This window comes from Vibrio aquaticus (genome assembly GCF_003970385.1).
GTDB classification, from domain to species: domain Bacteria; phylum Pseudomonadota; class Gammaproteobacteria; order Enterobacterales; family Vibrionaceae; genus Vibrio; species Vibrio aquaticus.
Genome location: NZ_RXZH01000001.1, coordinates 780,013 through 805,512, shown reverse-complemented (window position 1 = coordinate 805,512; position 25,500 = coordinate 780,013). Strand labels below are relative to the sequence as shown.

Annotated in this window: 26 protein-coding genes; 14 read left to right on the top strand and 12 right to left on the bottom strand. The window is 46.6% G+C overall.

The genetic code is table 11. The features are described 5' to 3' along the window. Positions 1 to 17 precede the first annotated feature (17 nt). From EJ063_RS03445 to EJ063_RS03435, 3 genes are read left to right on the top strand one after another with little or no spacing between them, the layout of a single operon-like run. Positions 18 to 389 carry a GntR family transcriptional regulator gene (locus EJ063_RS03445; protein ID WP_126572603.1) on the top strand — a complete coding sequence of 124 codons (372 nt, stop codon included), beginning with the start codon at positions 18 to 20 and terminating at the stop codon, positions 387 to 389. Then, entirely contained in the window at positions 386 to 1,255 is an 870-nt protein-coding gene (locus EJ063_RS03440) for an ABC transporter ATP-binding protein (RefSeq protein ID WP_126572602.1), read from the top strand. Before EJ063_RS03445 ends, EJ063_RS03440 begins: the two co-directional genes overlap by 4 nt. Beyond that, the gene (locus EJ063_RS03435; protein ID WP_126572601.1) at positions 1,255 to 2,082 is read left to right on the top strand and encodes a hypothetical protein; all 828 of its coding nucleotides are present in this window, start codon (positions 1,255 to 1,257) and stop codon (positions 2,080 to 2,082) included. The genes EJ063_RS03440 and EJ063_RS03435 overlap by 1 nt, the downstream gene beginning before the upstream one ends. 78 nt (positions 2,083 to 2,160) lie before the next feature. Here the strand turns inward: EJ063_RS03435 and EJ063_RS03430 are convergent, their stop codons facing one another. From EJ063_RS03430 to EJ063_RS03390, 9 genes are all read right to left on the bottom strand, one after another. Beyond that, entirely contained in the window at positions 2,161 to 3,339 is a 1,179-nt protein-coding gene (locus EJ063_RS03430; protein ID WP_126572600.1) for a MerR family transcriptional regulator, read from the bottom strand. Positions 3,340 to 3,457: 118 nt separating this feature from the next. Further along, entirely contained in the window at positions 3,458 to 4,048 is a 591-nt protein-coding gene (locus tag EJ063_RS03425) for a hypothetical protein (RefSeq protein WP_126572599.1), read from the bottom strand. 185 nt (positions 4,049 to 4,233) lie between these two features. After that, positions 4,234 to 4,632: a DUF6232 family protein gene (locus EJ063_RS03420; RefSeq protein WP_126572598.1), complete on the bottom strand. Its 399-nt coding sequence runs from the start codon at positions 4,630 to 4,632 to the stop codon at positions 4,234 to 4,236. Between the two features lie 218 nt (positions 4,633 to 4,850). After that, entirely contained in the window at positions 4,851 to 5,510 is a 660-nt protein-coding gene (locus EJ063_RS03415) for an HAD family hydrolase (RefSeq protein WP_126572597.1), read from the bottom strand. Between the two features lies 1 nt (position 5,511). Next, complete coding sequence (locus tag EJ063_RS03410) at positions 5,512 to 6,531, bottom strand: ABC transporter ATP-binding protein (RefSeq protein ID WP_126572596.1); 1,020 nt, start codon at positions 6,529 to 6,531, stop codon at positions 5,512 to 5,514. Then, complete coding sequence (locus EJ063_RS03405; protein WP_126572595.1) at positions 6,528 to 7,316, bottom strand: ABC transporter permease; 789 nt, start codon at positions 7,314 to 7,316, stop codon at positions 6,528 to 6,530. The genes EJ063_RS03410 and EJ063_RS03405 overlap by 4 nt, the downstream gene beginning before the upstream one ends. Positions 7,317 to 7,320: 4 nt before the next feature. Further along, positions 7,321 to 8,217: an ABC transporter permease gene (locus tag EJ063_RS03400; RefSeq protein WP_126572594.1), complete on the bottom strand. Its 897-nt coding sequence runs from the start codon at positions 8,215 to 8,217 to the stop codon at positions 7,321 to 7,323. After that, positions 8,214 to 9,041, bottom strand: a complete 828-nt coding sequence (locus EJ063_RS03395) for an alkaline phosphatase family protein (protein ID WP_126572593.1) — start codon at positions 9,039 to 9,041, stop codon at positions 8,214 to 8,216. Before EJ063_RS03395 ends, EJ063_RS03400 begins: the two co-directional genes overlap by 4 nt. Before the next feature lie 12 nt (positions 9,042 to 9,053). After that, entirely contained in the window at positions 9,054 to 10,127 is a 1,074-nt protein-coding gene (locus tag EJ063_RS03390; RefSeq protein ID WP_126572592.1) for an ABC transporter substrate-binding protein, read from the bottom strand. Positions 10,128 to 10,347: 220 nt separating this feature from the next. Between EJ063_RS03390 and EJ063_RS03385 the strand changes: the two genes are divergently transcribed. Continuing rightward, entirely contained in the window at positions 10,348 to 11,067 is a 720-nt protein-coding gene (locus EJ063_RS03385; protein ID WP_126572591.1) for a UTRA domain-containing protein, read from the top strand. A gap of 54 nt (positions 11,068 to 11,121) precedes the next feature. Here EJ063_RS03385 and EJ063_RS03380 read toward each other — a convergent pair whose 3' ends face one another. Both EJ063_RS03380 and EJ063_RS03375 read right to left on the bottom strand, forming a co-directional pair. Beyond that, positions 11,122 to 11,985, bottom strand: a complete 864-nt coding sequence (locus EJ063_RS03380; protein ID WP_126572590.1) for a MurR/RpiR family transcriptional regulator — start codon at positions 11,983 to 11,985, stop codon at positions 11,122 to 11,124. An 81-nt stretch (positions 11,986 to 12,066) separates the two neighbouring features. Beyond that, on the bottom strand, positions 12,067 to 13,338 hold the full coding sequence (locus tag EJ063_RS03375; protein ID WP_126572589.1) for an amino acid deaminase: 1,272 nt from the start codon (positions 13,336 to 13,338) through the stop codon (positions 12,067 to 12,069). Positions 13,339 to 13,517: 179 nt separating this feature from the next. On the opposite strand from EJ063_RS03375, the gene EJ063_RS03370 reads away from it, so the two are divergent. From EJ063_RS03370 to EJ063_RS03335, 8 genes are all read left to right on the top strand, one after another. Further along, entirely contained in the window at positions 13,518 to 14,951 is a 1,434-nt protein-coding gene (locus tag EJ063_RS03370) for an N-acyl-D-amino-acid deacylase family protein (RefSeq protein WP_126572588.1), read from the top strand. 71 nt (positions 14,952 to 15,022) lie between these two features. Continuing rightward, positions 15,023 to 15,415, top strand: coding sequence for a RidA family protein (locus EJ063_RS03365; RefSeq protein WP_126572587.1), 393 nt, complete (start codon positions 15,023 to 15,025; stop codon positions 15,413 to 15,415). 213 nt (positions 15,416 to 15,628) lie between these two features. After that, positions 15,629 to 17,149, top strand: coding sequence for a sodium:solute symporter family protein (locus EJ063_RS03360; RefSeq protein WP_126572586.1), 1,521 nt, complete (start codon positions 15,629 to 15,631; stop codon positions 17,147 to 17,149). A gap of 64 nt (positions 17,150 to 17,213) precedes the next feature. Beyond that, on the top strand, positions 17,214 to 18,155 hold the full coding sequence (locus tag EJ063_RS03355) for a sugar kinase (RefSeq protein WP_126572585.1): 942 nt from the start codon (positions 17,214 to 17,216) through the stop codon (positions 18,153 to 18,155). Positions 18,156 to 18,179: 24 nt separating this feature from the next. Next, complete coding sequence (locus EJ063_RS03350) at positions 18,180 to 18,809, top strand: bifunctional 4-hydroxy-2-oxoglutarate aldolase/2-dehydro-3-deoxy-phosphogluconate aldolase (RefSeq protein ID WP_126572584.1); 630 nt, start codon at positions 18,180 to 18,182, stop codon at positions 18,807 to 18,809. A 35-nt stretch (positions 18,810 to 18,844) separates the two neighbouring features. Continuing rightward, the gene (locus EJ063_RS03345) at positions 18,845 to 21,298 is read left to right on the top strand and encodes a beta-N-acetylhexosaminidase (RefSeq protein ID WP_126572583.1); all 2,454 of its coding nucleotides are present in this window, start codon (positions 18,845 to 18,847) and stop codon (positions 21,296 to 21,298) included. A 125-nt stretch (positions 21,299 to 21,423) separates the two neighbouring features. Next, the gene (locus EJ063_RS03340; RefSeq protein ID WP_126573105.1) at positions 21,424 to 22,452 is read left to right on the top strand and encodes a lactonase family protein; all 1,029 of its coding nucleotides are present in this window, start codon (positions 21,424 to 21,426) and stop codon (positions 22,450 to 22,452) included. An 11-nt stretch (positions 22,453 to 22,463) separates the two neighbouring features. Beyond that, positions 22,464 to 22,826: a RidA family protein gene (locus tag EJ063_RS03335; protein ID WP_126572582.1), complete on the top strand. Its 363-nt coding sequence runs from the start codon at positions 22,464 to 22,466 to the stop codon at positions 22,824 to 22,826. Here EJ063_RS03335 and EJ063_RS03330 read toward each other — a convergent pair. Next, positions 22,820 to 23,698: a LysR family transcriptional regulator gene (locus tag EJ063_RS03330; RefSeq protein ID WP_126573104.1), complete on the bottom strand. Its 879-nt coding sequence runs from the start codon at positions 23,696 to 23,698 to the stop codon at positions 22,820 to 22,822. The two genes, EJ063_RS03335 and EJ063_RS03330, sit on opposite strands and share 7 nt — an antisense overlap. A 149-nt stretch (positions 23,699 to 23,847) precedes the next feature. Here EJ063_RS03330 and EJ063_RS03325 point away from each other — a divergent pair, with 149 nt between their 5' ends. Together EJ063_RS03325 and EJ063_RS03320 are read left to right on the top strand one after the other, a co-directional pair. Then, complete coding sequence (locus tag EJ063_RS03325; protein ID WP_126572581.1) at positions 23,848 to 24,837, top strand: haloalkane dehalogenase; 990 nt, start codon at positions 23,848 to 23,850, stop codon at positions 24,835 to 24,837. Beyond that, positions 24,834 to 25,439 (top strand): short chain dehydrogenase, encoded by a 606-nt coding sequence (locus EJ063_RS03320; protein ID WP_126572580.1) that lies wholly within the window; start codon positions 24,834 to 24,836, stop codon positions 25,437 to 25,439. The genes EJ063_RS03325 and EJ063_RS03320 overlap by 4 nt, the downstream gene beginning before the upstream one ends. The last annotated feature ends 61 nt before the right edge of the window (positions 25,440 to 25,500 follow it).

Genomic DNA, 25,500 nt, shown 5'->3' with positions numbered 1-25,500 from the left:
TAATGATTGGGCCTGCCATGACAGAATGGAACGAAACCCAGCCTATCTTTCGTCAACTCGCTGACCGAATAACCGAGCAGATCTTGCAAGGTACTTGGAATGAAGGTGAAGCGCTTCCATCGGTGCGAAACGTTGCCGCAGATCTGAAAATCAATCATCTCACCGTGATGAAAGGGTATCAGCTGTTGGTTGATGAAGGCTTAGTCGAGAAAAAACGTGGCCAAGGTATGTTTGTTGCGATTGGCGCCGTGATGCAATTGAAAAGCCACCAAAGGCAAGATTTTATCGAGCAGCAAATCCCGTCCATTGCCAACAAATTAAAGCAGTTAGATATTCCCCTAGATGAATTTATTACGCAGCTAAAACAGCATGCTGAGGATAAACAATGAGTGTATTAGTCAGAGCGACTCAAGTGTCTAAGCAATACGCTGGCCAAGGGAAAGGTCAGGGTGAGGCGCTAAAAAGAATCAACTTCGAACTCAAAGCCGGTCAGGTACTTGGTTTACTTGGCCACAATGGTGCGGGTAAATCGACCTTAATTAAAAGCTTGCTTGGCGCACATAACTACCAAGGCCAAATCGAAGTCGTGGGTTATGAACCTGTTAGAGATCGTGCGCAAGTGATGGCTCAGCTTTCCTACATCTCTGATGTGAACGTGTTACCTGATTGGATGAAGGTCGAACAGTTGCTGCGTTACACCGAGGGTGTTCACCCAAGCTTTGATATCGGCAAAGCGCGCAGTGTATTAGAGCAAACCGACATCAAGCTAAACAGCAAAATTAAGGCACTATCGAAAGGGATGAAAGTTCAGCTTCATCTCGCCATTGTCATTTCTACTGACAGCAAAGTGTTGATTCTTGATGAGCCAACCTTGGGGCTAGATTTGGTTTACCGAGACACGTTTTATCGTCATCTGTTGGAGTGGTTCCATGACGGTGAGCGAGCGTTAATCATTGCCAGTCATGAAGTCTCTGAAATCGAACATTTGCTGACAGACGTGCTGATCCTTAAGAAAGGTGAAGCGGTTCTGCAGTCTTCGATGAGTGACATTGAAGAGAAGTATGTTGTAGTTGAAACAGAGAACCAACAAACCGAGGCGATGCGTGCTCTTAATCCACTCTCAAGCGAGCAAGCACTAGGTACAACACGTTGGTTAATTGAGGCAGAACAGGCGAAAGATCTGGATAACCTTGACCGAATTTACAATGTAAAACTTGCCGACTTATTCTTAGCGTTACAGAAAGGAGCAGCATAATGAAAGCGCAAATGTCTATGTTGGAAAAAGAGTGGTTAGAACACACAATGGTCACTCGTGTACCGCTGGTCCTGCTGATCTGTGGCTTGGTAATGCTGTTTAGCATTGTAATGAACAGCACCATTCAAACCAATATTACCTATGAACTGACTTACAGTGACGGGTTTGAATCTCGCTTTGAGCTTGGCAAACAGGTCAGCAACGTGGTCTTTTTGTTTGCGGGTCTGATATCGATGTTACTAACGGGTCTGTATTTCCCGAAAACACTGCGTAAAGAGCGCCAAGAAGGAAGCTTGATGTTTTGGCGCAGTATGCCTGTGTCAGACATGACGATTCACGGTGTAAAACTGGCGTTTGGCTTGTTGGCTATCCCAGTGATTTGTTCGATGCTGGTGGTGAGTGCCGATCTGCTGATGTGGGTAATGAATGCCTCATTAGGTGGAAACTTCCCGCTATTTGAAACCGGAGAATCATTCTTTTACATCTTCACGCATTGGTTTGAATTTATTGGTCGCATGTGGCTGGTGGGTTTGGCATTAGCGCCACTGGCGATGGTGTCGCTCGCGATTTCTCAGAAGGTGAACTCACCTTTATTGGTGATGACGGTGGCGCTATTTGTTGCTCAGTTGTTGTCTAGCACTGTGCTTGGCACGTCTTTAGTGGGTGACTTCATCAATGATGTATTTCGCATTCCATTTGAAGTATTGACCATGGAAAACCCATTGGTTGGATTTGCGAATGCCGGGGCGATGAATGTACTGGTTTACGCTCTGATAGGCGCTGCGGGATTATTAGTGAGCTTAAGACTGGCGAAATTTGCTGATTAAGCACAAGAGTCTATAGCCAAGTTAGCTTTACAATAAAATATGATTAAAAAAGCCACCTAACCATTAGGTGGCTTTTGTTTATTTGCGAGCTCGCTTTGCCAATACAAAGAGGTGATAACCAAATTCACTTTCTCGCTCGGTGCAGATGTTGACCTCTCGCTGAATGTCATTTAATGCAACAGAAGAGGGCATGTCTGGCTCAAGTTCAGCCACACGTTGCTTGAGTGGTTGATAATAGTTAGACCAAGCTTGTTCACTTAATGGGAAGTGGTCAATCACCTCATAGCCGGCTTTCTTGATTTGTGTAAGTCGAGTCTGGATGGTTTGAATATCTGGGTACTCTTGCTGCCAGAACTCAACCGAATCATCGCTTGGCTGATCGGTTCGCCAAACCATGTCACTGAACACCAAATGCCCTTGCGATGTGATAAACGGCTTCCACTCTTTCAGCGCTTTCTCGACTCCTAGAATATAGGCACTGCCTTCAGACCAAATGAGATCAAAGCTCTCTTTATCAAAGGGAAGCTGAGACATGTTAGCGCACACGGTTTCAAGACTCTCTGATAAACCTTGTTGCTCAAACCGCTCTGTTAAACGATCCAGTGCCGATTGTTCGTTATCGATGGCGGTGACAGAGGCCTGGCTTTGAGTCACCAACACTTGGGTCGCTAAGCCTTTGCCACAACCAATTTCGAGTATGGTTGACGGCTTTTGGGGAACTAATGAGAGTGCGTGTTGAGTGTCTTCTTCACTTCCCGGGCCCCAACGTTCGAGGGTTTCAAACACCTTCATAAAGTCAGCCATGTAGACATCATGTTCGTTCATATCTTTTGATAACCATTTCAAGCGCAACGCTTCTTTCTCACTGAAACCTTGCTTCATTAACCAGTCTAAATGGGCATCGGGCGCCTGCTTATTAAGATCTTCATGCCAGCCTTTTAGGTCACCTTCACCCAAAATAGCGGCAAGCAAATTTCTAGAGCGTTGCTTCTGTTCGATCTCTTCATCTAATGCTTCAAGACGATTACGTAGCAGCTGTCGATCCACTTTGGCCTCAAGGCACACTTTACACTCTTTCAGCGTCAAGCCACCTGCCAGCAACTGTTTGATCAGTCGCACTCGTTGCACGTCTTTATCGCTATAGACACGATAGCCATTGTCGAGACGGCGACCTGAGATGAGCGCTTGTTTTTCGTAATAGAGAAGCGCTGTTCGTGACAGTCCGACTTTGGCGGCAAGCTCAGAAATTCGATACACAGTAATCAGTCCAATACCTGTTGAGGGTTAGAGACTTTAAACTATAAAGCGATAGTTAGGTCAATACAAAAAAGCGCATATTGTCAGGCCAATATGCGCTTTCGGGATTTTGTATCGCTTAGTGTGAGTGATTGTGCCCGTGGTGATGACCACAACTGCAGGTTGGAGCAGTTACGACACTGTCTAATGAGTAGGTCTGCATCGACTCTTGCAGTGTGTCAGGACTAATCGTGTTAATAAGCTGCATGTTTTCCATGTTGACCGCTTCGACACCACCGAGTTGACGCTGCTGCGTGGTGATGTCGATGAACTGGCAGCTAAGCTCTGGTGACAAAGTAAACTCACGAATGGACGCCAGCAAGTTGGTTGCGGTGTCGATGACCAACATAGAGAGCTTCAGTGTGTTGTCGTCACTTATCTCAAAGTAATCATCAGGAATCGCAGCAGAGTTAAACTGCATTTCAAAAGCTAAATCGTCAAAGCTTGCCACGATTAAACAGCCACCATTATCAGAGGTGATAAGGCCAAACTGAGCATCGCCTTGCGACAATAGAGCTTGTTCTGCATCGCTGATGTTGGCTAAACCGACATAAAGTAGGTTAGGTAAGTCATTGCGAAACAGCTCAAGCATTGCACCATCACCGGCTTGAAACGGATGGTCAGTCAATGTTTGTCCAACTTGGAAATGTGGAGTCTTGTGTTCAGCCATGTTGATTACCTTCTTGTATTCACTGTAAGTGTTAGCTCGACTTGTGAGACTAAGTATAATCTTTGCTTGGAAATAAACTATCCATCACTTATTAAAATAACTATTACGCATTTGTAATAATAAGTGCTTTGTCGCTAGAAACAAAAATGGCCTCACAGTGATGTGGGGCCATGGATTAGTTTTGCTTACAGATATCGCTTGATCACTTCGGCTTGCTGACGAAACAGCTCACCGTCTTTTTGAGCATAAGATTTAGCAACGTTGACCCATTGGACACCCGTTTCATCAATATGTCTGAATTCAACTTGCAGAGCATATCGAGAGCAGCGAAACAGAGAGAAAGCCAAACCCACAATGGTTAAACTGACGGCCAATACTTGCAACCAAGTCGGTGCTGTACGAATGTCAGGGATTGCTAGCCAAACCGCACCTGAAAAGAGAAATACCCAGAAAGCGATTTGGCCCAAATTATCCAACAGTGTGAGGGATTTTACTCTAACGTCGTTAATCTTACTCAGTGGGTAGCTGTCCTTTTTAAAGTGAAGCTGCCCATTCTCAATGCGAATATCGGACTCTTTATACATGTTTGCCTCTTGTACCAGTTAAAACGGTTAAACAGATCGAGCACAAGTGGCGTGTGCAAAAGCGGCTTAATATTCAGTTAGATAGCTTATAAAGCCTTGTTAATTATATAAACATACATTTTGTGAATGTGACCAGCGATCGATATCACAGTTCGTTACTCTTTTGATAAGAGAACGTTTGCGTATCACCGCTGGTACAGAAAGTGTTCAACTCTTAGCTAGTCCCAATCCAAAATGGTCCAGTTTGGTTGATCAGAGACTGCTTTTAAACGTGGGCACGGATTGACTAAATAGGCGTAATCGGCATGCTGACAAAGCGGTAAATCATTAATGGAATCGGTGTAGAAGTGGATCTCTGAGTACTGCTGAGATTGGGCGTCTAACCATTGTTGGAGTCGGGTCACTTTCCCCTCTCGGTAGCTTGCCACGCCAGAGACTTGCGGAGTATAGCGGCCGTCTTTTTCCACCAGGTCGATGCCTAGAGCAGTCGGAATACCGATATGACGACCCACTGCTTCGACTAAGAAGGTCACGCTTGCTGAGATGATCACCATGTCGATGTTATCGCGCTTGAGCTGCTCAATCAGCGGCTTTGACTGACGAAACTGCTTATCTAACACATGCTTGATGACGCACTCTTCGGCCAGCGCTTTTACTTGTGAAATAGGCAAGTCTTTCACTGGTGCAATGGCAAAAGACAAATAGTCTTCCATATCCATCGAACCTTGTGCGTACAGCGCCATCAAACGCTTATCTTCTTCCAGAAAGTTCGGGTCGGTTGCGATGTCTTTTTCTACCAGGAACTGGTTCCAAATCATGGCGCAATCAGCGTTGATGAGCGTCTCATCCATATCAAATACGTATAGCGGCTTTAGCATGTTAGGCACTCACTGGTTGAATTTCGTTAAGGTTAAAGAGTAGCTCTAATTGGCTGCCATTGGCGAGTAATCGCTCTGAAGAACGGTTGAGCAAATCAACGGTTAACTCGCATTCCTCTACATCCACTTGATAGCGAATCACATTGCCAAGCAGTTGGTGGCTTTTGATTGTGGCCGATTGCGGCGCTGAGATGTGCTGACCATATTGTCGGCCTGCTTCTTTGACGTAGATAGACTCAGGGCGAATGGCCACTCGCCACTCGGTATCCATATTAAATAGTTGCTTCGCTTTCGTCGCATCAACCAGATTGTAGTGCCCCATAAAACTTGCCACAAACTCGTTAGCCGGATGAGTGTAAATCTCTTCTGGCGTGCCAGCTTGAACGATTTCCCCTTTGTTCATCAAGAAGATACGATCTGACATGATCATCGCTTCTTCTTGGTCATGGGTAACGAAGATGGTGGTCAGGTTCATCTCTTTTTGGATGTCTCGGATCTGCTGACGAAGGTGCTTACGAATCTTGGCATCGAGTGCCGACAATGGCTCATCAAGCAGCAGGATTTGTGGCTTCACGACCAATGCTCTTGCCAAGGCAACACGTTGACGCTGACCGCCTGAAAGTTGGTGTGGGTAATGTTTTTCTTTGCCTTTTAGGTCAACCAGTTCAATGACTTTTGCTACTTCGCGCTGAATTTCATCTTTGTCTAGCTTCTTCATTTTAAGGCCAAACGCGACATTGCCTTCTACCGTCATATTGGGAAACAGCGCATAGGACTGAAACACCATACCAATACCACGCTCTTGAGGAGTGTGGTGAGCGATTTCTTGGCCGTTGACCCAGATTTCGCCGCCATCAACAGGGTTTAGACCCGCTAGGCTGCGCAGTAAGGTTGATTTACCACAGCCACTTGGCCCAAGAAGCGTAATAAATTCGCCTTGTTCAATGTTGAACTGTATGTCTTCAAAAACGGTGTTGTCACCAAAACGCTTAGTTAGGTTCGTTGCGGTTACGTAGCTCATGATTTTGCTCCTTGGCTAAAACGACTTGCCAGCCAAGTCAGTAGGAAAATGAATAAGAAGTAGGTCATCACCAATGCAGAGGTAAAGTGGCCACTGGTTTGACGCATGTTGTATAGATAGATTTGCAGTGTTTCGTAACGTGTGCCGACTAAGATGTTTGCGAACACGAACTCGCCAAGTAGGAATGAGAAAGAAAGGAACAGTGACGCCATAAGGCCTTTCTTCAAATTCGGTAAAATGATTAATAAGAATGCTTGTGTAGTGCTTGCCCCAAGTAGGTGGGCTGCATCCATCAAATCTTTGAGGTTGATGGCTTCAAAGCTGTTTGAAATTGCTCGGTACATAAATGGCAGGGCAATGGTGAAGTAGGTGCCTATCAATATCCACGGCGTACCAATCAACGCGAACTCACTATCTGCGTAGAGCTGAAGTAAACCGACGGAAGAGACGACTGGCGGCACAGCGAACGGCAATAAGATCAGAATGTTCATCAGCTTGTCGAGTTTCGGGAAGTAGTAAAACACAACAAAAATAGCAGGAAGTATCAGTACAACGCTTAAGACCAGCGCGGCAATACAGATAAACAATGAGCGACCAAACGCCTGTAAGAAACGAGGATCGGTCAACAGCTTTAAGTACCAATCTAGCGTTAGGCCGTCTGGCAGAATGGTAGCGCCCCAACGTGACGAAATCGAATAGATAAACGTGGCTAAGATAGGGATGCACATGATGCCGACAATGGAATAGACCACGGTTTGATGGAATCGAGTATTGATGCTTTGCATGATGTTACTTCCTACCTGCATAGCTTTTTGAAATCAGCCATTGGTTGATGATGGTAATAAAGGCCAGCATTGCCATAAGAATGACTGAAATCGCTGCCGCAAGGTTTGGCTCAAGGAATAGGTCACCAGATACCAGACTCGCAATACGAACGGTAATGACGTTGTAGTTACCGGCGGTAAGCGCATACACACTGGCATAAGCGCCAATCGCATTGGCAATTAGAATGATGAAGGTGCCAAGCAGCGCCGGAGAAAGCACTGGCAGCGCCACTTTTACCCAATACTGGGACGTTGTTGCTCCCAACAGAGATGCTGCTGCTTGCCAGTCATCGCTTAGCGCATCAAACGCTGGGTAGAGCAATAGGACAGCCAGTGGGATCTGGAAGTAGATATAAATCGCCAGTAAGCCCCATTTGCCATACAAGTCGAAGTCGCCAAGTAGTCCGTATTGCTTAAGCAGTAACGTAATTGCCCCGTTTGTGCCGAGAATGATGATGAATGCGAAGGCGAGAGGAACGCCGGAAAAGTTACTGCTCATGTTGGTAAAGGCAATGACGCCATCACGGATTTTTGAGTTGACTCGGCGCAGAGAGGAAACCAACAAAGTAGCGATAGTAAGGCCAAAAACGCTTGACCAAAAAGAGAGCCATAAGCTGTTGCCAAAGGCTTGCATCATGAAAGCAGAGTCGAGCACTTCGACATAGTTCTCGAAAGAAAACTCACCGTCATACACAAAGCTATTGGTGAATACCCAAACCATGGGTGCAAGCTGAAAAAGGTAGAAAAACAGCGTAAAAGGCACCAACCACAAAGCGGGCTTGATGCGTTTTAGCCATGACAGGGTTTTAGGCTGTGCCGAGCTCGACTTAACCGAGTTTGGTGATAGAACAGAACTGCTCATAAGGCTAACAATTCCTGAGTGTATGGTTTGTTATGGTCTAGGTTCAGTAGTTGGCACACAGTGCCGCAAATCTCGGTTTGCTTGACGTGACAATCGTCTAAATGCGTGAATTTGTCGCCGATGACAAACAGTGGCACAGCACGCTCTTCAGGCAGAATCCCACCATGAGACAAGTCGTTGTTCATGCCATGATCACTGGTGACAATGATTTGGTAGCCATCGTTTAGCCACTGCTCAATGTAGTTCGACAAAATGATGTCAGCGTGACGAGCGCAGTTGCGATATTGATAAGAATCCAAGCCATGTTTATGGCCCATATCATCAATGTTCATTGGATGGATGAGCAGAAAATCAGGCTGATGGGTTTGACGTAAATGTTCGGCATCTAGAAACAGCGCTTCATCTGGGTAGTGATCCCAGTGATAGAAACACCCGTGCTGAATATTTAATGTTTTGTCGTTAGTGAAGCGATCTCGTACAGCGTCAAAAGGCGCTCGATTGTAAAGCTCACTGACCCAATGGTAAGCCGCTGCAGCCGTTGTTTTACCTTGACTCTTCGCTAAGCTGAAAATGGATTCATGATGAGATAAACGAGCGATGTCATTATTGACGATGCCGCTGTCTACCGGACGAACACCCGTTAAGATGCACTCATACAAAGGGCGAGACAGTGACGGTAATTCACACTGCACCGAGTGCAGGGTAGCGCGTTTTTTGGGGCTGACATGACGTTGTTCTAATAGACCATTTAGGTAGCCCATACATTGATGAGCTACCTGATGATTCAGTCCATCTAGAACAACAAGGATAACCTTATTGCTCATATTGACCTGCTGTTATTGTTGATGAATAAGAACGCTTTCTTGCCATTGGCGTGGCAATTTACGAGCAGACTTTTCCCAAGCTGAGAAGTCTGTTACTGGGTGTACATTGCTGTACTGGTCGTTGGCAATCAGCTTGTCTTGTACTGATTTTGGTAGGGCTACGTTGGTGCGAATTGGGCGTGCATAACCTTCAGCAAGGTTGATTTGGCCTTGGTCGCTAAAGATGTATTCACGAGCTAGCTTCGCTGCATTCGGGTTTTGTGCGTATTTGTTGATGATGGTGGTGTAACCTGAGATCACCGAACCATCTTGTGGGATGTTGACGCTAAAACGTTCACGGTCAATCTTGTCGCGGTAGTTCAGGGCATTGAAGTCCCACATGATCGCGACTTCCACTTCGCCTTTTTCAAGGTTGGCGATGCTTGGGTCGGTAAACGATAAACGGCCCTGTTTTGCTAGCTCACCAAAGAACTTGATGGCCGGTTTAAGATTTGACTCATCGCCGCCATTGGCAAACGCTGCAGCCAGTACCGCATTGTTGGCTTGAGCAGCCACACCCACGTCACCAACTGTCACCTTGTAGTTGCCTTCAAGCAGGTCAGCCCAAGTCTTTGGCGCATCTTTCACAAGCGAGTTGTTTGAGATGAAAGAGATAGTGCCTGTATAAGCTAATGCCCAATGACCATCTTTATCTTTGGCCCAGTTTGGAATGTCACTCCAAGTGGTTGGCTTGTATGGCTGAGTCACGCCCTTTTTAACCGCAACTCGTGCAAAGGCAAAACCGACATCGCCAATATCTGCTGTCGCGTTCTTCTTCTCTGCTTCGAACTTAGCAATCTCTTGCGCCGAGCTCATGTCGGTGTCTTGATGCTTCAAACCGTAGTTTGATTTCAGATCTTTCCATGTATCTTTCCAGTTTGCCCAACTGTCTGGCATACCCACGCTGTATACCGCACCTTCTTTTTGTGCAGCATTTACGAGAGATTCAAGATCCGCTTGTTTCGCTACCGATGGCATTGATAGTGTTGCAGCAATCATTGCTGCTCCCATTGGTAACGCGGTTGAGCGACTTAGCAAAGTTTTCATTTATCCATCCTTCTGGACTAGGTCAGTAAGTTCGATTGGTATGCTAGGGAAGGAATGTGACGGTTTGGCTTTATAAATTTGACACTTTTGGTGAAGTTTTATGGCATTTCTGTGTCATTTGCTGACTTTGTATTCATTAACGATGTGTCATATTTCTGTTATCTACACGCCGTAGGTTGTGGGGCAAAGAATTAATGGACTAGATCACAGCGGCGACGTAATGACCACTCTTCATGCAGCAACACAGTTAGGGACAATCAAATCAACACTCAGAGGGCAAATTGACTCTGGCATTTTTACTCAGGGGCAGAAACTCCCGTCTGAACGTGAACTCAGTGAGCTGTTTGCCACCACCCGAATTACCATGAAAGATGCGCTGATTTCGCTTGAGACCGAAGGGCTGATCTATCGAGAAAAGCGTCGAGGTTGGTATGTGTCCCCCGATCGGGTTATTTACAATCCGCTATCACGATCGCACTTTCATCAGATGGTTCATGAGCAAGATCGTCTCGCTCACACTCAGTTGGTTAATGCACGCAGAGAGATGGCCTCAGGTGAGTACGCGACAGAGTTACAGGCAGAGAGTATTACTCCGATTTATGTCATTGAGCGTTTACGATACATTGATGGCCGAGCTGTGTTGTTTGTCGAAAATGTACTGAAAGTGTCGCTATTTGACGGTATTTTGTCCGAAGATCTCACACAGTCACTTACCGAGATTTATTATCAGAGATATGGTTATCAAACTCAGCGTTCGCGCTTTGAAGTGCTACCCACCTCAGCACCTGAGCATGTTGCTAAAGCACTAAATGTAGGTGTAGGGCAGCCTGTTCTGAAGATATGCAGAATTAACTACAAGCAAGATGGCGAACTGATGGATTGTGAGTTTGAATACTGGCGACCGGATGCGGTGACCATTCGTATTGATAGTGAGGTTTGAGGAGGAAAATCACAGCGCTTGCGGTCAACAAAGCGCTGTGAAGGGAACTAAATTCTAGTCGCCCAGTGGTTGTCGATCTAAACCGCCCCGGTAAGAGTCGAGTGCCAGTTTTAAGCGGCGCAGCTTATCGCGAGAGCGGCGCTTATGGTTGACGGCCAATGCCATTGAAAGTACATCGACTAACGCCAGCATCGCATAGCGAGAAGCAGACGGCTTATAGATAAAGTCCGTTTCTTGGTGCTCAATCGGCAGGGTTAAATCGGCAATCTTGGAAAGCGGTGTAGATTTAGGGGTAATGGCGATAACTTTCACACCATACTCTTTGGCAAGCTCAGCGGTTTCGACAATCGCAGGGGTATAGCCCGTTGCAGAAAGCATCACGATTACGTCATTGCTGTCAGCCGTCGAGGCGATCATACGTGTCATTAGCCCATCGTTATAAGCAACCACCGCGTAACCTAGACGGAACAAGCGATGTTGGATCTCTTGTGACGCAATGGTCGAGCCGCCGCCCATACCAATTGAAATGATCTGTCTTGCGCCATGCAGCCATTCAACGGCGGTATCCACATCTTGCTCGTTAATTAGGTTGCGGTTGATGTCTAACGACTGTTTGATTGACTCATAAATACCTTGATAGCCACTCTGATCAGGCGGCTCAAGGATAAAGCGTTGGCCAACGGTCAGGGTTTGAGCGAGTTTAATCTTCATATCACGCACGTTCTTACAGCCTACCGCTTTGGCAAAGCGTGTGATGGTCGCTTCACTCACTTCGGCACTTTCTGCTAGTTCGGTAATGCTTGCGTTGGCTGCGCTTTCTATGTCGTCCATGATCAGTTTGGCGACTTTCTTTTCCGCCTCACGTAGCGCACTGAATCGTTCGGTTATTTGCGAGATAATATCGACTTCTAAACTCAAGGTGTTGTCCTATTTTTCTTAGTTGGAGGCCAGTCGTTCGGCCTCCAAAATTTGCTAGCTAGTATACTTAAAAACGCGCTTCTAGAAACGGGTCTCTACCCAATGAGTGACCTGATATTCATCATCACATATTGCGATTGAGCGCCATTTATCAATCGTTAAGCATGGGTGAGAGGTCGAAAAGGCGATCGTATCACCGACATTTAGCTCAGAGCTTGGGTCGATTTCAATAAAGGCGTGTTGATCCATTACCGCTGTGGTAGTGGCACTGCCTACTTCAATCTGTTGGCCGTTACGGTACGCACGTTCAGGGATAGGTAGGCCAGCGTCAAAAGCGACGTCGCGTTTACCTAAACCTGCCACCAATCGGTTCGGCTCTGGTCTAGAAATGATGTGCGCCCAGACTTCGAGTGATGATTGCAGGTCACCGCCCAGAGCGCAGGCTGCGCCTTGGTTTTTCTCAGCGCGAGCCATCACCTTGTTTTGCGCTTCTAGATAGATGCCAGTGTCGTGAATCGCGTAGCAACCCGGGCGAATGATCGCTTCTACATCGTCTAAGTTGGCTAAGCATTCTGATACCACGTCATACCATGCTGAGCCTGCCCCCGTTACGATTGGCTGATCATTAATGAGCTGCTCTTGCTTTAATGTGCGAGCTAAAGACAAGCTGCGAGTCAGGAAGTCTCGTACTAATTGCTCGGCATTGTCACCGTGAATCACCCCTTCATACACTTCAATGCCGCGCAGAGAAAGTTGCGAATGTTGTTGGATCAACTGAGCCAGTTCAATCACTTGAGACTCGGTACGACAACCACAGCGGCCGCCTTCAACACCAAACTCAATCAGCAGGTTAAGACGAACTTGGCGCTCGGCAAAGAAGCTTCCTAGGGCTTGGATGTTAAGTGCAGAATCGACACACACATATAGCTCGACTCCTTGCTGCTCGATAAGTTTAGCCATGATCGCCATGTTTGCTTTACCTACCACCTGATTGGCAATAATGATATGTCTCGCCCCTGCTAAAGCGGCAATTTCTGCCTGAGCTGGCGTCGCAACGGTGATCCCCCAAGCACCATGCTCTAGCTGCTGACGGAAAAAGTCCGGTGTCATAGTGGTTTTCCCGTGAGGGCAGAGCTTAACGTTATGCTGCTCGGCAAAGCGCTGCATCCAATCAAGGTTGTTCTTTAATCGAGTTTGCTGAATGACCGCCGCAGGTAGGCTCACTTCTTCATTGATTAAGCTGAACTTTTCTTGGCTAGAGGTTGAGTAAGGTTGGCTTTTTTCACCACAGCTCGGTGGTGTGATTGGTTCGATTTGGTAGTTAATATCACACTTTTGTTCAAAGTCTTTCATCGCAAGCTCACTTCTAACATGGTTTAAGTTATTGATTTGTAATGTTTGTTGCTATCTAGATTAATTTATATGTTAGAAACTATCAAACATTGCGTGGTATTTTGTGTGTTTTATCACTGAATTTAGTGAGGGAATTATTACTATATAAACCATACAAACGACGGACGAAGAAGGTAACCATGTTGTTCGATACCATTATCAAAAGTGTAGAAGTCTTTGACGGTACCGGCGCCAAGCCATTTGTGGCTGACATTGCGATTCGTCATGATCGAATTGAGCAGATTGGTCAGTTAGAGCAAGCACAAGCGAATCAAGTGATTGATGGCCAAGGTCTTGCGATTGCACCGGGCTTTATTGATGTTCACACCCATGACGATACCAATGTCATTCGTTACCCAGAATGCCTGCCAAAGATCAGCCAAGGTGTAACGACAGTGATCGTTGGCAACTGTGGCATTAGTGCTAGCCCTGCTGTTTTAGCGGGCGATCCGCCAGATCCAATGAATTTGCTTGGTAAACAGGAAGATTTCAAATACCCAACGTTTGCCAGTTACGCAAAAGCGGTAGAAAAGGCTCAACCAGCCGTCAACGTTGCGGCATTGGTAGGACACACGGCACTGCGTAATAACGTGATGGACGATTTACAACGCACTGCGACGGATGAAGAAATTGCTCAAATGCGCGCAACGCTCGATCAAGCAATGGAAGAGGGCGCGCTGGGTTTGAGCTCTGGTCTAGCTTATGCGAGTGCTAAGCAAGCCACAGCCAATGAAGTGATGCGCCTTGCCCAAATACTGGGTGATCATGGTGGCATCTACACCACTCACATGCGCACAGAATTTGAAGAGATACTCTCTGCAATGGAAGAGGCGTTTGAGACGGGGAAATTTGCCAAGGTCCCTGTTGTGATTTCTCACCTCAAATGTGCCGGTGCAGGTAACTGGGGTAGAACCGTTGAAGTGTTGGACTTAATGGACAAAGTCTCTGAGCACCAAGATGTGTCGTGTGATTGTTATCCATACTCTGCGAGCTCATCCACTCTCGACCTTAAGCAAGTGACAGATGAAATCGATATCTTCATCACTTGGTCTGAGTCTCTTCCGCAGCACGCAGGCAAGATGCTTAAGCAGATCGCACAAGAAATGGATCTGCCTTTAATGGAGGCGGCGAAAGCATTGCAACCAGCAGGCGCGGTCTATCACTGCATGGATGAAAACGATGTGAAGCGTGTACTTAAGTACAAGTTGACCATGGTGGGTTCAGATGGGTTGCCGAACGATCCGCACCCGCATCCACGCTTATGGGGCACATTCCCTAAAGTGCTTGGTCATTACAGCCGTCAAGAGAAGCTTTTCTCACTCGCAGAAGCGATTCACAAAATGACGGGCATGTCAGCTAAGCGCTACAACTTGCAAGGCCGAGGTGTAATTCGTGTCGGAGCTTTTGCAGATTTAGTCTTATTTAACCCAAATACCATTAAAGATACCGCGACATTCGAGAACCCTGTTTCTGTAGCACAAGGTATTGAATATGTATTTGTTAATGGTGAGTTGTCTTATTTTGAAGGCAATGTAACTAATCAAAGAAATGGCACATTTATTTATAGAAAATAGATGGTCAAATAAATAAACAAGTATTAATGCAATTATTAGTTAAATTAATTTAGATGTTACTGGAGAATATTATGTCTATTAAACGTTACGGTGTTGAAGGTGGTACAGGTACTGGTGGTCAACATCTTCCGTTTGCTCGTGCAACAGAAGCGGGTGGCTTCCTTTACGTATCGGGTCAGACACCAATGACAGATGGTGAAGTGGTTGAAGGCGGCATTGTTGACCAATCACGCCTAGCGATTCAAAACTGTGTCGACATCATGACAGAAGCAGGCTACACGCTAGCAGACGTAATGCACGTGAAGGTTGTACTAACAGATTCCCGCTACTTCCAATCGTTCAATAAAGTATTTAAAGAGTTCTTCGGCGAGCACCCACCGGCGCGTATTTGTATGGTGTGTGACTTAGTGGTTGATGTGAAGGTAGAAGTGGACGTGACTTGTTACCGAGAAGATCGCCGATAAACCTCACAAATATATAGTATAAAGTGCTGGGGTAATTACAATCCCTGTTAATATCACCTCAGCGCTCTTACCCTACAAAATAAATTAAAAGCAACAGCGCATATAAATAGTGATCTTAATTCAATTTATTAAGAGGGCTACTTGTATCTAGGAATAACAAATTAATCGCTCGTTGCAAATAATTAAATATGGATTTTAATTAAGAGGTGTTCGATGAATAGTACACTGTTCCTCACTGGTTTTGGCGCTTATGTCTTGTTCTTAATCTGGCTTGGCTGGTTCGTTTCTCGTAACCAAAAGTCAGGTGAAGACTTCCTGCTGGGCGGTCGCGGTCTTCCACTGTTTCTTGTTTTAGGTACGACAGTTGCAACCATGGTTGGCACGGGCTCAAGTATGGGTGCGGTTGGCTTTGGTTACGCAAATGGCTGGGCCGGTGCGCTTTACGGCATTGGCGGCGCAATTGGTATCTTACTGCTTGCTCTCTGGTTTGCCCCAGTTCGTAAACTCAACTTCATGACAATGAGTGAAGAGCTCGCTTACTACGTGGGTGCAAACCGCATCGTTAAGAACGTGGTTGGTTTGCTTATCTTCATCGCATCAATCGGTTGGTTGGGTGCGCACATTCTCGGTGGTGGTATGTACCTCGCTTGGATTGCAGACATTGAACTGAGCACGGCAAAAGTGATCATTGCAGCGGCGTTTACCATCTATGTTGTTATCGGCGGTTACACGGCGGTAGTGTGGACAGATACGATTCAAGCCATCATCCTCTTTGCAGGCTTCATCCTAATGGCGGTACTGTCAGTGCAGCACATTGGTGGCCTAGATAACCTTTATGAAGCGATGGACCCTGCAGCGACAAGCTTCCTTGCGATTGAAAAATTGGGTCTGCTTCCGGCTATCTCTTTAGCGGTTGTGATTGGTGTTGGTGTTCTTGCGACGCCATCATTCCGCCAACGTATCTACTCTGGTAAAGATGTTTCAACGATTCGCCGCTCATTTGTTGCATCGGGCATTCTGTACCTGTTCTTCTCAATCATTCCTGCAATCATTGGTATGGCTGCACATGCGATTGACCCAACGCTAGATAATCCGAACTTCTCATTCCCGTACATTGCTGCAACGGTTCTACCAGTCGGTGTTGGTCTGATTGTTCTTATTGCTGGTCTGTCTGCAACGATGTCGAGCGCAAGTTCAGATGCGATTGCCGGTGTATCGATTCTTCTTCGCGATGTTTACGTAATGTTCACTGGTCGCGTGCCAAATAAAGAGTCGATGCTGAACTACTCTCGTCTAGCGTTGATTGTGGTTATCGGTTTTGCTCTTCTGTTCGCTCTGACGTCAAACGACATTATCGGCTACATCACTAAGATGATCTCTACCGTGATGTCAGGCATGTTTGTCTGCGGCATGCTGGGTCGCTTCTGGAAGCGTTACAACTGGCAAGGTGCGCTAGCAACCCTAGCGGGTGCATCGATTGCTTCATTCACAGTAATGCTAAGCGCTGACCTAACGGCGTTCTGGGGCAACCCGGTAATTCCTTCATGCTTGTTTGCGCTAACGCTAGGTGTGGTCGTGAGCCTACTGACTCCTGCAAACCAAGTAACGCCTGAAATGGCACGAGCAATCCTTGATGATGAGCGTGCGCTGATGGAAATGGAACTGTCTGACGAAGGTCAACTAGACGAAGACGCTTCACTACAAAACCGTAAAACGGCACAAAGCGCTTCTTAATCTCACCTCACACTAAACCCGGTGGCTCAGCAATGGGCCACCTTACTCAAATAGGTTAGCCCACATGACACACCCACTTCATATCGCATTCTTCGGCGAGTGCATGATCGAACTAAGCGGCCTTCCTCTTAAAAAGGGCTTTGGTGGCGACACGCTAAACACCGCACTTTACCTTTCTCGTCTTACTCAGAACACCCCCGTTTCGGTGAGTTACGCAACTGGCCTAGGTGAAGATGCACTATCACAGCAGCTGATTGAAGCTTGGCAGCAAGAGGGCATTAACACCACGTTGGTTGAGCAGTTCAGCGATAAGCTACCTGGGCTTTATATGGTCGAAACTGACTCTCAAGGTGAACGCAGCTTTATGTACTGGCGAGACAGTGCAGCGGTGAAAAGCTACTTCTTAAGTGCAGAGCTCAGCAAACTCGAACAAGCGATGAAGCAAGGCAGTGTTGATGCGGTTTATTTAAGTGGTATTAGCTTAGCGATTCTTTCAGACGAGTGTAAATCGCGGCTTATTCAGGCATTAAGCGACTTTTCTCACGCTGGTGGTCAGGTCATCTTTGATAACAATTTCCGCCCACAACTTTGGACAGCCGAGCAAGCTCAGCATTGGTACAGCAAGCTTTTACCATTAGTCGATATCGCGCTAATCACCGAAGACGACGACCAATTGGTTTGGGGCGTGGACGAAAGCGTTGAACAGCGAAGCGCTCGTTTAGGTTGCAAAGAGACGGTTATCAAACGTGGCTGTGAGCCATGCAAAGTCATCTGGCAGCAAGATGGCAACACGCACCATGCGTATGTCAGTGCCGAGCGAGTAACAAATGTCGTCGATACGTGTGCAGCCGGTGACTCATTCGCAGCAGGGTATTTAGCGGCAAGACTCAATGGCCAAAGTGCCCAATATTCAGCAGCGTTGGGCCATCAGTTGGCGTCAACCGTGATTCAATTTTCAGGTGCGATCATTCCGACAGCGGAAATGGTCCACCTCACTCTTTCTTAAAAATTTGATTGGTAATTAATAAAAATGAACAACGAAATGATCAACAAACTAAAACAATTCAAAGTTATCCCTGTTATTCAGATCAACAAGGTAGAACACGCGATTCCACTAGCAAAAGTGTTAGTAGAAAACGGCCTGCCGGTAGCAGAAGTGACGTTCCGCACGGCAGCAGCAGCCGATGCAATTAAAGCGATGAGCGATGCGTATCCAGAGATGTGTGTAGGCGCGGGTACGGTATTAAATGCAGAGCAAGTTGACCAAGCCAAAGCGGCAGGTTCTGAGTTTGTGGTTGCCCCTGGCCTTAACCCAAACACAGTACGTTACTGCCAAGAAGTGGGTATGCCGATTGTTCCGGGTGTAAACAACCCAAGCCAAGTTGAGCAAGCGTTAGAGCTTGGCCTTAACTTCCTAAAATTCTTCCCTGCAGAAGCATCTGGCGGCGTGGCAATGGTGAAATCCCTGCTCGCACCGTATGTGGATGTGAGCTTGATGCCAACCGGTGGCATTGGCAAGGGCAACGTTAATGATTACTTAGCGATTGACCGAGTTGTTTGCTGTGGTGGTACATGGATGGTTGCTCCTAGCCTAATCGAGAACGAGCAGTGGGATGAGATCGCAAAGTTAGTCCGCGAAGCGGTTGAGCATGTGGCGTAGATCCGAACAATAAAAAAAAATTAAGGACAAATAGAATGAAAAAAGCGACGTTAGCCCTACTGATTTCTGGCTTAGTGACGGCACCTGCAACGATGGCAATGGCACCAAACACAGACTTAAACCTTATGCCTTACCCACAAGAAGTGGAATTGGGCTCGGGCTCTGTAAGCATCGACAAAGAGTTTAGTATTTTCATCAAAGGTTACGATTCTGAGCGCGTTCAGTTTAACGCTAAGCGCACCATGGAACGTTTATACCGTCAGACTGGCCTGCCAATGCTCCACTGGCAGGCTGAGTCTGAAAAAGAGGCGACCTTAGTGATCGATATTCGCAAAGGACCGAAAGATGATGTGCAAAATATTGATAGCGATGAGTCTTACCAGCTAGAAGTGGAAGATGGTCAAATTCGCATCTCATCTGATCGCCCGTATGGTGCTTTCCACGGCCTTGAAACCTTCCTACAGCTTGTGACAACCAATGCGTCAGGCTACTCAGTGCCTGTTGTTTCGATTGACGATGAACCTCGCTTTAAATGGCGCGGTGTTTCTTACGATACTTCTCGTCACTTCATTGAGCTCGACGTGATTCTGCGCCAATTGGATGCCATGGCATCGGCGAAAATGAACGTATTCCACTGGCACATTTGGGATGACCAAGGTATCCGCATTCAGCTGGATAACTACACTAAGCTCTGGTCTGAAACCGCTGATGGTGACTACTACACCAAAGATGAAATCCGCTACGTCGTAAATTACGCACGCAACCTTGGTATTCGTGTTATCCCTGAAATCTCACTGCCGGGTCATGCATCAGCCGTTGCACACGCTTACCCTGAACTGATGTCTGGAATGGGCGAGCAGTCTTACCCGCAGCAGCGTGGTTGGGGTGTGTTTGAGCCGCTCATGGACCCGACTAACCCAGAGCTTTACACCATGCTTGCGAGCGTGTTTGATGAAGTGGTTGAGCTGTTCCCAGATGAGTATTTCCACATTGGTGGTGATGAGCCAAATTACAAGCAGTGGAAAGAAAACCCTAAGATCCAACAGTTCATCGCCGACAATAACTTGGATGGCGAACGCGGCCTGCAATCTTACCTCAATACTAAAGTAGAGAAGATGCTGGAAGAGCGTGGCAAGAAGATGTCAGGTTGGGATGAGATCTGGCACAAAGACTTACCAAAATCGATCGTAATCCAAAGCTGGCGTGGGCATGACAGCATCGGCCGTGCCGCTAAAGAAGGTTACCAAGGCGTACTGTCTACCGGTTACTACCTAGACCAGCCGCAGCCAACTAGCTACCACTACCGCAACGATCCAATGCCAAAAGGCATCACGGTGGATGACACGCTGCACAGCGGTGAAAAATTTGAAACTTACGACTGGATGAAACCACGTAACAAGGGCGGCCCGCGTAAAGGTAATATCACCATAATCGAAGCAAAAGATGGCTCTTTCCGTGCATTTACCGACTACAACGGCAAATCTCGTGAAGAAGTACATATCCTAGAATACGTACCTGGGGTTAAATTCCGCGGCCACTTCGATAACTTTATGTCGTACACTGAATTTAACTATGAATTTGCAGGCGGCAAGCTAAAAGAAGGCAGCTATCAGATTGTGGGCAATGTGCGTTGGCCTGCTACCGGCGAATTGGTCGCAAGTAGCGCAACCAAAGGCAGTGTCATTCCAGCACCAAATGGTGGCTACCCAGCGGAGCTTAAAGGTGATGAGAAAGATCTGATCTTAGGGGGAGAAATTACGATTTGGGGTGAGAACCTAGATTCAATGACTGTCGAGCAGCGTCTATGGCCACGCAGCTATGCCATTGCTGAGCGTTTATGGTCCAGCCAAGAGCTTACCGATGAGCGCAGTATGTACCAACGTATGAGTGTGATGGACACATGGTCAGAGATTTCTTTAGGTCTTCGTCACCACGCGGATGCGACGATTATGCTGAAACGTCTGGCAAATGGTGCAGATGTGACGCCGCTACAAACGTTAGCGAAGTACATTGAACCTGCTCAGTACTACGCGCGCCACTGGGAGAAATGGATCTCAACGCCAAACAAAGGCGACCTTTACAACCAGTATGAACGTCTAAACCGCTTTGCTGATGCTTTGCCTGTCGAAAGCTTGGCTGTGTATGAGATGAACGATCTTGTTGAAGCATTCGCAAACGGCGACAAAGACGCATTAGATAAGCTTGCGATGCATTACCAAGTCGTGTCGTTGGCGGCTCAGCAAGCGAAACCAATCTTTGCTAACAACGTGGCGTCGGTTGATACCGTGAAAGTGGCTGAAGCGACGATCAAAGTTGCGGAACTGGCAAACACCTTGGTTGAGATTGCGAAGCAAGGTAAGACGATTCGTAAAGCGGATGCAGCGGAATATCAACGTGTGATCGATGAGAATGCCATCATCCTCGATGAAACCATTGTCGCCATTGTTAAGCCAACTGAGATGCTACTTAATACGCTTACCCATAAGTGAGCGATTAAGTGACTCAGTGCTAGAGTTATAGCAAAAATCATTGCCGCCAGCGTATGCTGGCGGCATTGTGTTTGATGGAAGCTATCGAGAAGTACGAATAGCCAAGATTGTTTATAGGGATAATGATGCAAGCAAGTGAACACTTACTTTTCTATGTCGGTACATACACCGATTCACCAAGTCAAAGCCAAGGCATTGGACAAGTGAGTCTCAATCGAAACACCGGTGAATTAACTCGACGAGAAGACGTCTACCCGCTGCGCAATCCTTCTTATTTGACCCAAACCGCGAGCATGCTTTACAGCTTTTCTGAAGTGGAACAACAACAGGGAGCGCAGCTGGTTTGTCTGCAAGGCCAATCGGCTTTTTCATTGCCAATAGAAGGTGATTACCCATGTCATCTGAATGTGTCTGCTGACGAAAAGCACCTTGCGGTGGCCAATTATGGCTCAGGTAATGTAAGTATTTACTCTCTTGATAGCCAAGGTATCGCAACCAATTTAGTGGCTGATCTGTTTGAAGATGGGCAAGGCCCAAATAAAGACCGCCAGCTTTCGCCGCACGCTCATCAAGCGGTGTTCCTAAAGCAGCAACCCATGTTGGCTTGCGTGGATTTAGGCAGTGACGCCGTCCGTTTCTACGCCATGGATCAAGGTGAATTTACTCTTTCTCAAACCGTATCATTGACGCCTGGATCTGGCCCACGCCATTTAGTGTTCAACCACGCGGAAGATACTGCTTATGTGGTGTGTGAGCTCAGTGAAACCTTAGTGGTACTAACGCAGACAGAAAATGGCTGGCAGCTCGATCAGCAATTGCCACTTTTGCCAAATAGCGAAGTCGGTGAAGCGGCTGCGGCGATTAAGCTCTCTGCGGATGAGCGCTTTGTTTACGTCTCTTGTCGTCATCAAAATCAGATCAGCTGCTTTGATGTGTCTGGTGAAAAAGCCAACTGGTTATTCAGTTCAGAATGTGGCGGTGCATTCCCTCGTGACTTTACCCTTTCATCATGTGGAGAGTGGTTGGTGGTTGCCAATCAGCACTCCAATAACCTAGCCAGTTATCAACGAAACCCAAATGACGGCACGCTAACGCCAACAGGCTTTGAGTGCCAAATCGATAGCCCTGTTTGTTTAGTCGAACAACATAAATAACGAGAATTAAGATGACCATTCATCGAATTAACCCAAGTAAACGTTGGTCTGATGTGACCATTTTTAATGGCATTGCCAACTTTGTCGAAGTCGCAGAAGCAGACACGTCAGCAGACATTAAAGGCCAAGTTCAGCAGATCTTTGACCAAGCCGAGCAGATGCTGGCTTCTGTCGACAGTGATAAAACACGCATTCTGTCAGTCACGATTTTTCTCACTGACTTTGCTAATTTCGATGCGTTAAATGAAGTGTGGGACGAGTGGTTTGAAGAAGGCACTGCGCCAAGCAGAGCTTGTGTTAAAGTCGAACTGGCAGATCCTAACCTGTTAGTTGAAATGGCGTTTGTTGCTGCTGCAGGTGATAAATATCAGTAACGTCTTTTGTTGGTGGACTCATCGAGTTCGTTAAAGAAAGTCCAAATAAGCTCTGCCACTGGCCCCATTGGTTGGTCCTTGCGTCTTGCCACGTAGATCGGAACACCTAGTGTTTCTAGATTCTCTAGTGCGATAAGGTTAGGCGCATTTTCTACCTCATGTCTGGCGAGACGTCCCCAGCCTAATCCACTCTCTATTAGATTTCTCTTGCTCTGATGATCAGATACATACCAATGTAAGGCGTGTTTGACGATGCCTGAATCTGGGCTTGATTTGTATGAAGATTTGACCACAATTTGTGGGTATGGGGCTAGCTCTTCGTGTGTCAAATCACGTTGGTTGGAGAGCGGAAATGAGCGAGAGACATACACCGGAAGTTCAAGCTTATCAATACAACGGTAGTGGATCTGACGGGTGTCTTTTTCCAAGCCCGCATAAATACCAATATCGACCACATCATCTTTCAGCATACGTTCGCCAGACGCGGTTTCAATGTCTAAATGCACAATCGTTTCTGGAAAGGATTCTTTAATTTTGTGCAGCAGAGCCGTGAGCTTGTTGGTGGGGAAAATAGCACTGACAGAAAGGCGGATCTCTTTCTCTACCTCACTATTTAACTGGCGAGCAAACACATCAAACTGACTTGCGGCTTCTAGCAAGTGCTCAATTTGACCGATCAATATTTTCCCATCACGGGTCAATTCAGGGCGGTAAGTATCACGGCTGAAAATCTCAATATCGTAATACTGCTCGACCTGTTTGACGGAATAGGAGACAGCGCTGCGAGCTTTAAACAGCTTCTCACTCGCCTTGCGAAAACTCCCTTCTTGGTGAATCACGTTGATAACGTGCAAATGTTCCAAAGCAATCATGATCAAATAATATGACCATTATGGAGCAAAAGCTATGCTTTTTTCGGTCATGTTATCGTTTTAAAGTAGTCTTATCGAAGCAATCGCAAAGCCAAAACCATTGTGGCAGCAGAAATGGTCAACAATTGTGACCATCAAGGAGACGCACTATGACATCGACTATTTTAACTACCCCAATCTCAGCGTTTGAAAACTTAGTGGATTACCCATTTGAACCCAACTACCTCGAAGTCGATGGTATGAAAATGCACTATGTGGATGAGGGAAAACACCATACACAAACTATCTTTTTGCTCCATGGGCAGCCATCTTGGAGCTACCTGTACCGTCATATGATTCCTCTTCTCGTTAACGCTGGATACCGTGTGATTGCTCCAGACTTAATTGGTTTTGGAAAATCCGATAAACCCCTCTCTTCAGATAGCCATAGCTATGCCAATCATGTTGACTGGATGACTCAATTTGTTCGAAAACTTGGCATCAAACACGCTGCGGCGTTCATGCAAGATTGGGGTGGAATGATTGGTTTGCGTGTCTTAGCTCAAGAGCCAGAGTGGCTGGATCGATTGGTTGTTGCGAATACCGCATTGGCAGAAATGAAAGGGTTAGAAAAATTCTTAGTGCCTAAAGTGCTGAAGGTGATGGCCGCCGCCGCTGGTAAAACGGATCTGGTCAAATTTAAGAATAAGATTAACTACGGCAATTGGGCGGGCTACTTTCGTCACAATCCGCAGCCTGAAATTGGTGAACTCATTCAGAGCTTATCAATTCGCTACCTAAGCCAACAAGAAATGCTGGCGTACGATGCTCCTTTCCCAAGTGAAGAATATTTTGCTGGGCCTAGGAAAATGCCGGAAATAGTGGCCGATGATCTGGATGCCGTGAACCAAGATTGGCAAAGCCTGAAACAGTGGTCGAAACCTGTACTGACCTTATTCAGCGATCAAGACCCGTTTTTAGCTGGTCAGGGCTACGATGAAAAGTTTCAGCAGAATTTCAGTGGAGCGAAAGGACAACCTCATATCACAGTGGCTAACGCTTCCCACTTTTTACAAGAAGACCAATCCACTCAGCTCGCACAGAAAATGCTGATGTGGTTAGAAGAGACGAAATACAAGCAATCAGGAGTAGCAGCATGAAGATTTTAGCCATTGGCGCCAACGGGATTATTGGTCAAGCGGTGACCCGTTTATTTGCACAGCAACATGACGTTATTGAAGTGGGTCATTCAACCGGTGAACTGACCGTGGATATTGAAGATAGCGCTTCTATCCAATCACTGTTTGAACGAGTCGGATCGGTAGATGCGATCATTTGTATGGCGGGAAACGGTGAAATGGGCTCGATTGCCGAGATGCCTAATGAAGGGTATCAGACGGTATTAAGTAATAAGTTAATGGGCCAAGTTAACCTTGTGAGGTTTGGCTTGGAATACCTCAATGACGGAGGTTCAATTACGTTAACCTCTGGCCAAGCTGCGAATCATCCGATGCCGGGTACCGCTGCCATTGCGATGGGCGTGGCTGGTGTGAATGCATTTGTTTCTGTTGCCGCATTAGAGTTAGACAAAGGTAAGCGAATTAATGCGGTGAGCCCCGCGATTGTCAAAGAGACTTTGGAACAATGGGGTGTCGATAGTAGCCATGGAATCGCTGCCAATGATGTTGCGCGGTTTTATCAGCAAAGTATCGATGAAGGAAAAACAGGTCACATTTATGATGCTTTGCCGAGTTTAAATTAAACCCGATAAAAATCAGGCAGAGCACACTAGCTGAGCTCTGCCTGAGTTAGTATTGGCCGTT

What these genes read in the sequence shown, in the direction of transcription:
- EJ063_RS03360 (WP_126572586.1), top strand. Translation starts at nt 15,629, where the DNA reads ATGAATAGTACACTGTTCCTCACTGGTTTTGGCGCTTATGTCTTGTTC.
- EJ063_RS03335 (WP_126572582.1), top strand. Translation starts at nt 22,464, where the DNA reads ATGACCATTCATCGAATTAACCCAAGTAAACGTTGGTCTGATGTGACC.
- EJ063_RS03365 (WP_126572587.1), top strand. Translation starts at nt 15,023, where the DNA reads ATGTCTATTAAACGTTACGGTGTTGAAGGTGGTACAGGTACTGGTGGT.
- EJ063_RS03395 (WP_126572593.1), bottom strand. Translation starts at nt 9,041, where the DNA reads ATGAGCAATAAGGTTATCCTTGTTGTTCTAGATGGACTGAATCATCAG.
- EJ063_RS03440 (WP_126572602.1), top strand. Translation starts at nt 386, where the DNA reads ATGAGTGTATTAGTCAGAGCGACTCAAGTGTCTAAGCAATACGCTGGC.
- EJ063_RS03390 (WP_126572592.1), bottom strand. Translation starts at nt 10,127, where the DNA reads ATGAAAACTTTGCTAAGTCGCTCAACCGCGTTACCAATGGGAGCAGCA.
- EJ063_RS03405 (WP_126572595.1), bottom strand. Translation starts at nt 7,316, where the DNA reads ATGCAAAGCATCAATACTCGATTCCATCAAACCGTGGTCTATTCCATT.
- EJ063_RS03410 (WP_126572596.1), bottom strand. Translation starts at nt 6,531, where the DNA reads ATGAGCTACGTAACCGCAACGAACCTAACTAAGCGTTTTGGTGACAAC.
- EJ063_RS03425 (WP_126572599.1), bottom strand. Translation starts at nt 4,048, where the DNA reads ATGGCTGAACACAAGACTCCACATTTCCAAGTTGGACAAACATTGACT.
- EJ063_RS03350 (WP_126572584.1), top strand. Translation starts at nt 18,180, where the DNA reads ATGAACAACGAAATGATCAACAAACTAAAACAATTCAAAGTTATCCCT.
- EJ063_RS03325 (WP_126572581.1), top strand. Translation starts at nt 23,848, where the DNA reads ATGACATCGACTATTTTAACTACCCCAATCTCAGCGTTTGAAAACTTA.
- EJ063_RS03330 (WP_126573104.1), bottom strand. Translation starts at nt 23,698, where the DNA reads ATGATTGCTTTGGAACATTTGCACGTTATCAACGTGATTCACCAAGAA.
- EJ063_RS03415 (WP_126572597.1), bottom strand. Translation starts at nt 5,510, where the DNA reads ATGCTAAAGCCGCTATACGTATTTGATATGGATGAGACGCTCATCAAC.
- EJ063_RS03400 (WP_126572594.1), bottom strand. Translation starts at nt 8,217, where the DNA reads ATGAGCAGTTCTGTTCTATCACCAAACTCGGTTAAGTCGAGCTCGGCA.
- EJ063_RS03340 (WP_126573105.1), top strand. Translation starts at nt 21,424, where the DNA reads ATGCAAGCAAGTGAACACTTACTTTTCTATGTCGGTACATACACCGAT.
- EJ063_RS03420 (WP_126572598.1), bottom strand. Translation starts at nt 4,632, where the DNA reads ATGTATAAAGAGTCCGATATTCGCATTGAGAATGGGCAGCTTCACTTT.
- EJ063_RS03375 (WP_126572589.1), bottom strand. Translation starts at nt 13,338, where the DNA reads ATGAAAGACTTTGAACAAAAGTGTGATATTAACTACCAAATCGAACCA.
- EJ063_RS03435 (WP_126572601.1), top strand. Translation starts at nt 1,255, where the DNA reads ATGAAAGCGCAAATGTCTATGTTGGAAAAAGAGTGGTTAGAACACACA.
- EJ063_RS03355 (WP_126572585.1), top strand. Translation starts at nt 17,214, where the DNA reads ATGACACACCCACTTCATATCGCATTCTTCGGCGAGTGCATGATCGAA.
- EJ063_RS03370 (WP_126572588.1), top strand. Translation starts at nt 13,518, where the DNA reads ATGTTGTTCGATACCATTATCAAAAGTGTAGAAGTCTTTGACGGTACC.
- EJ063_RS03445 (WP_126572603.1), top strand. Translation starts at nt 18, where the DNA reads ATGACAGAATGGAACGAAACCCAGCCTATCTTTCGTCAACTCGCTGAC.
- EJ063_RS03320 (WP_126572580.1), top strand. Translation starts at nt 24,834, where the DNA reads ATGAAGATTTTAGCCATTGGCGCCAACGGGATTATTGGTCAAGCGGTG.
- EJ063_RS03385 (WP_126572591.1), top strand. Translation starts at nt 10,348, where the DNA reads ATGACCACTCTTCATGCAGCAACACAGTTAGGGACAATCAAATCAACA.
- EJ063_RS03345 (WP_126572583.1), top strand. Translation starts at nt 18,845, where the DNA reads ATGAAAAAAGCGACGTTAGCCCTACTGATTTCTGGCTTAGTGACGGCA.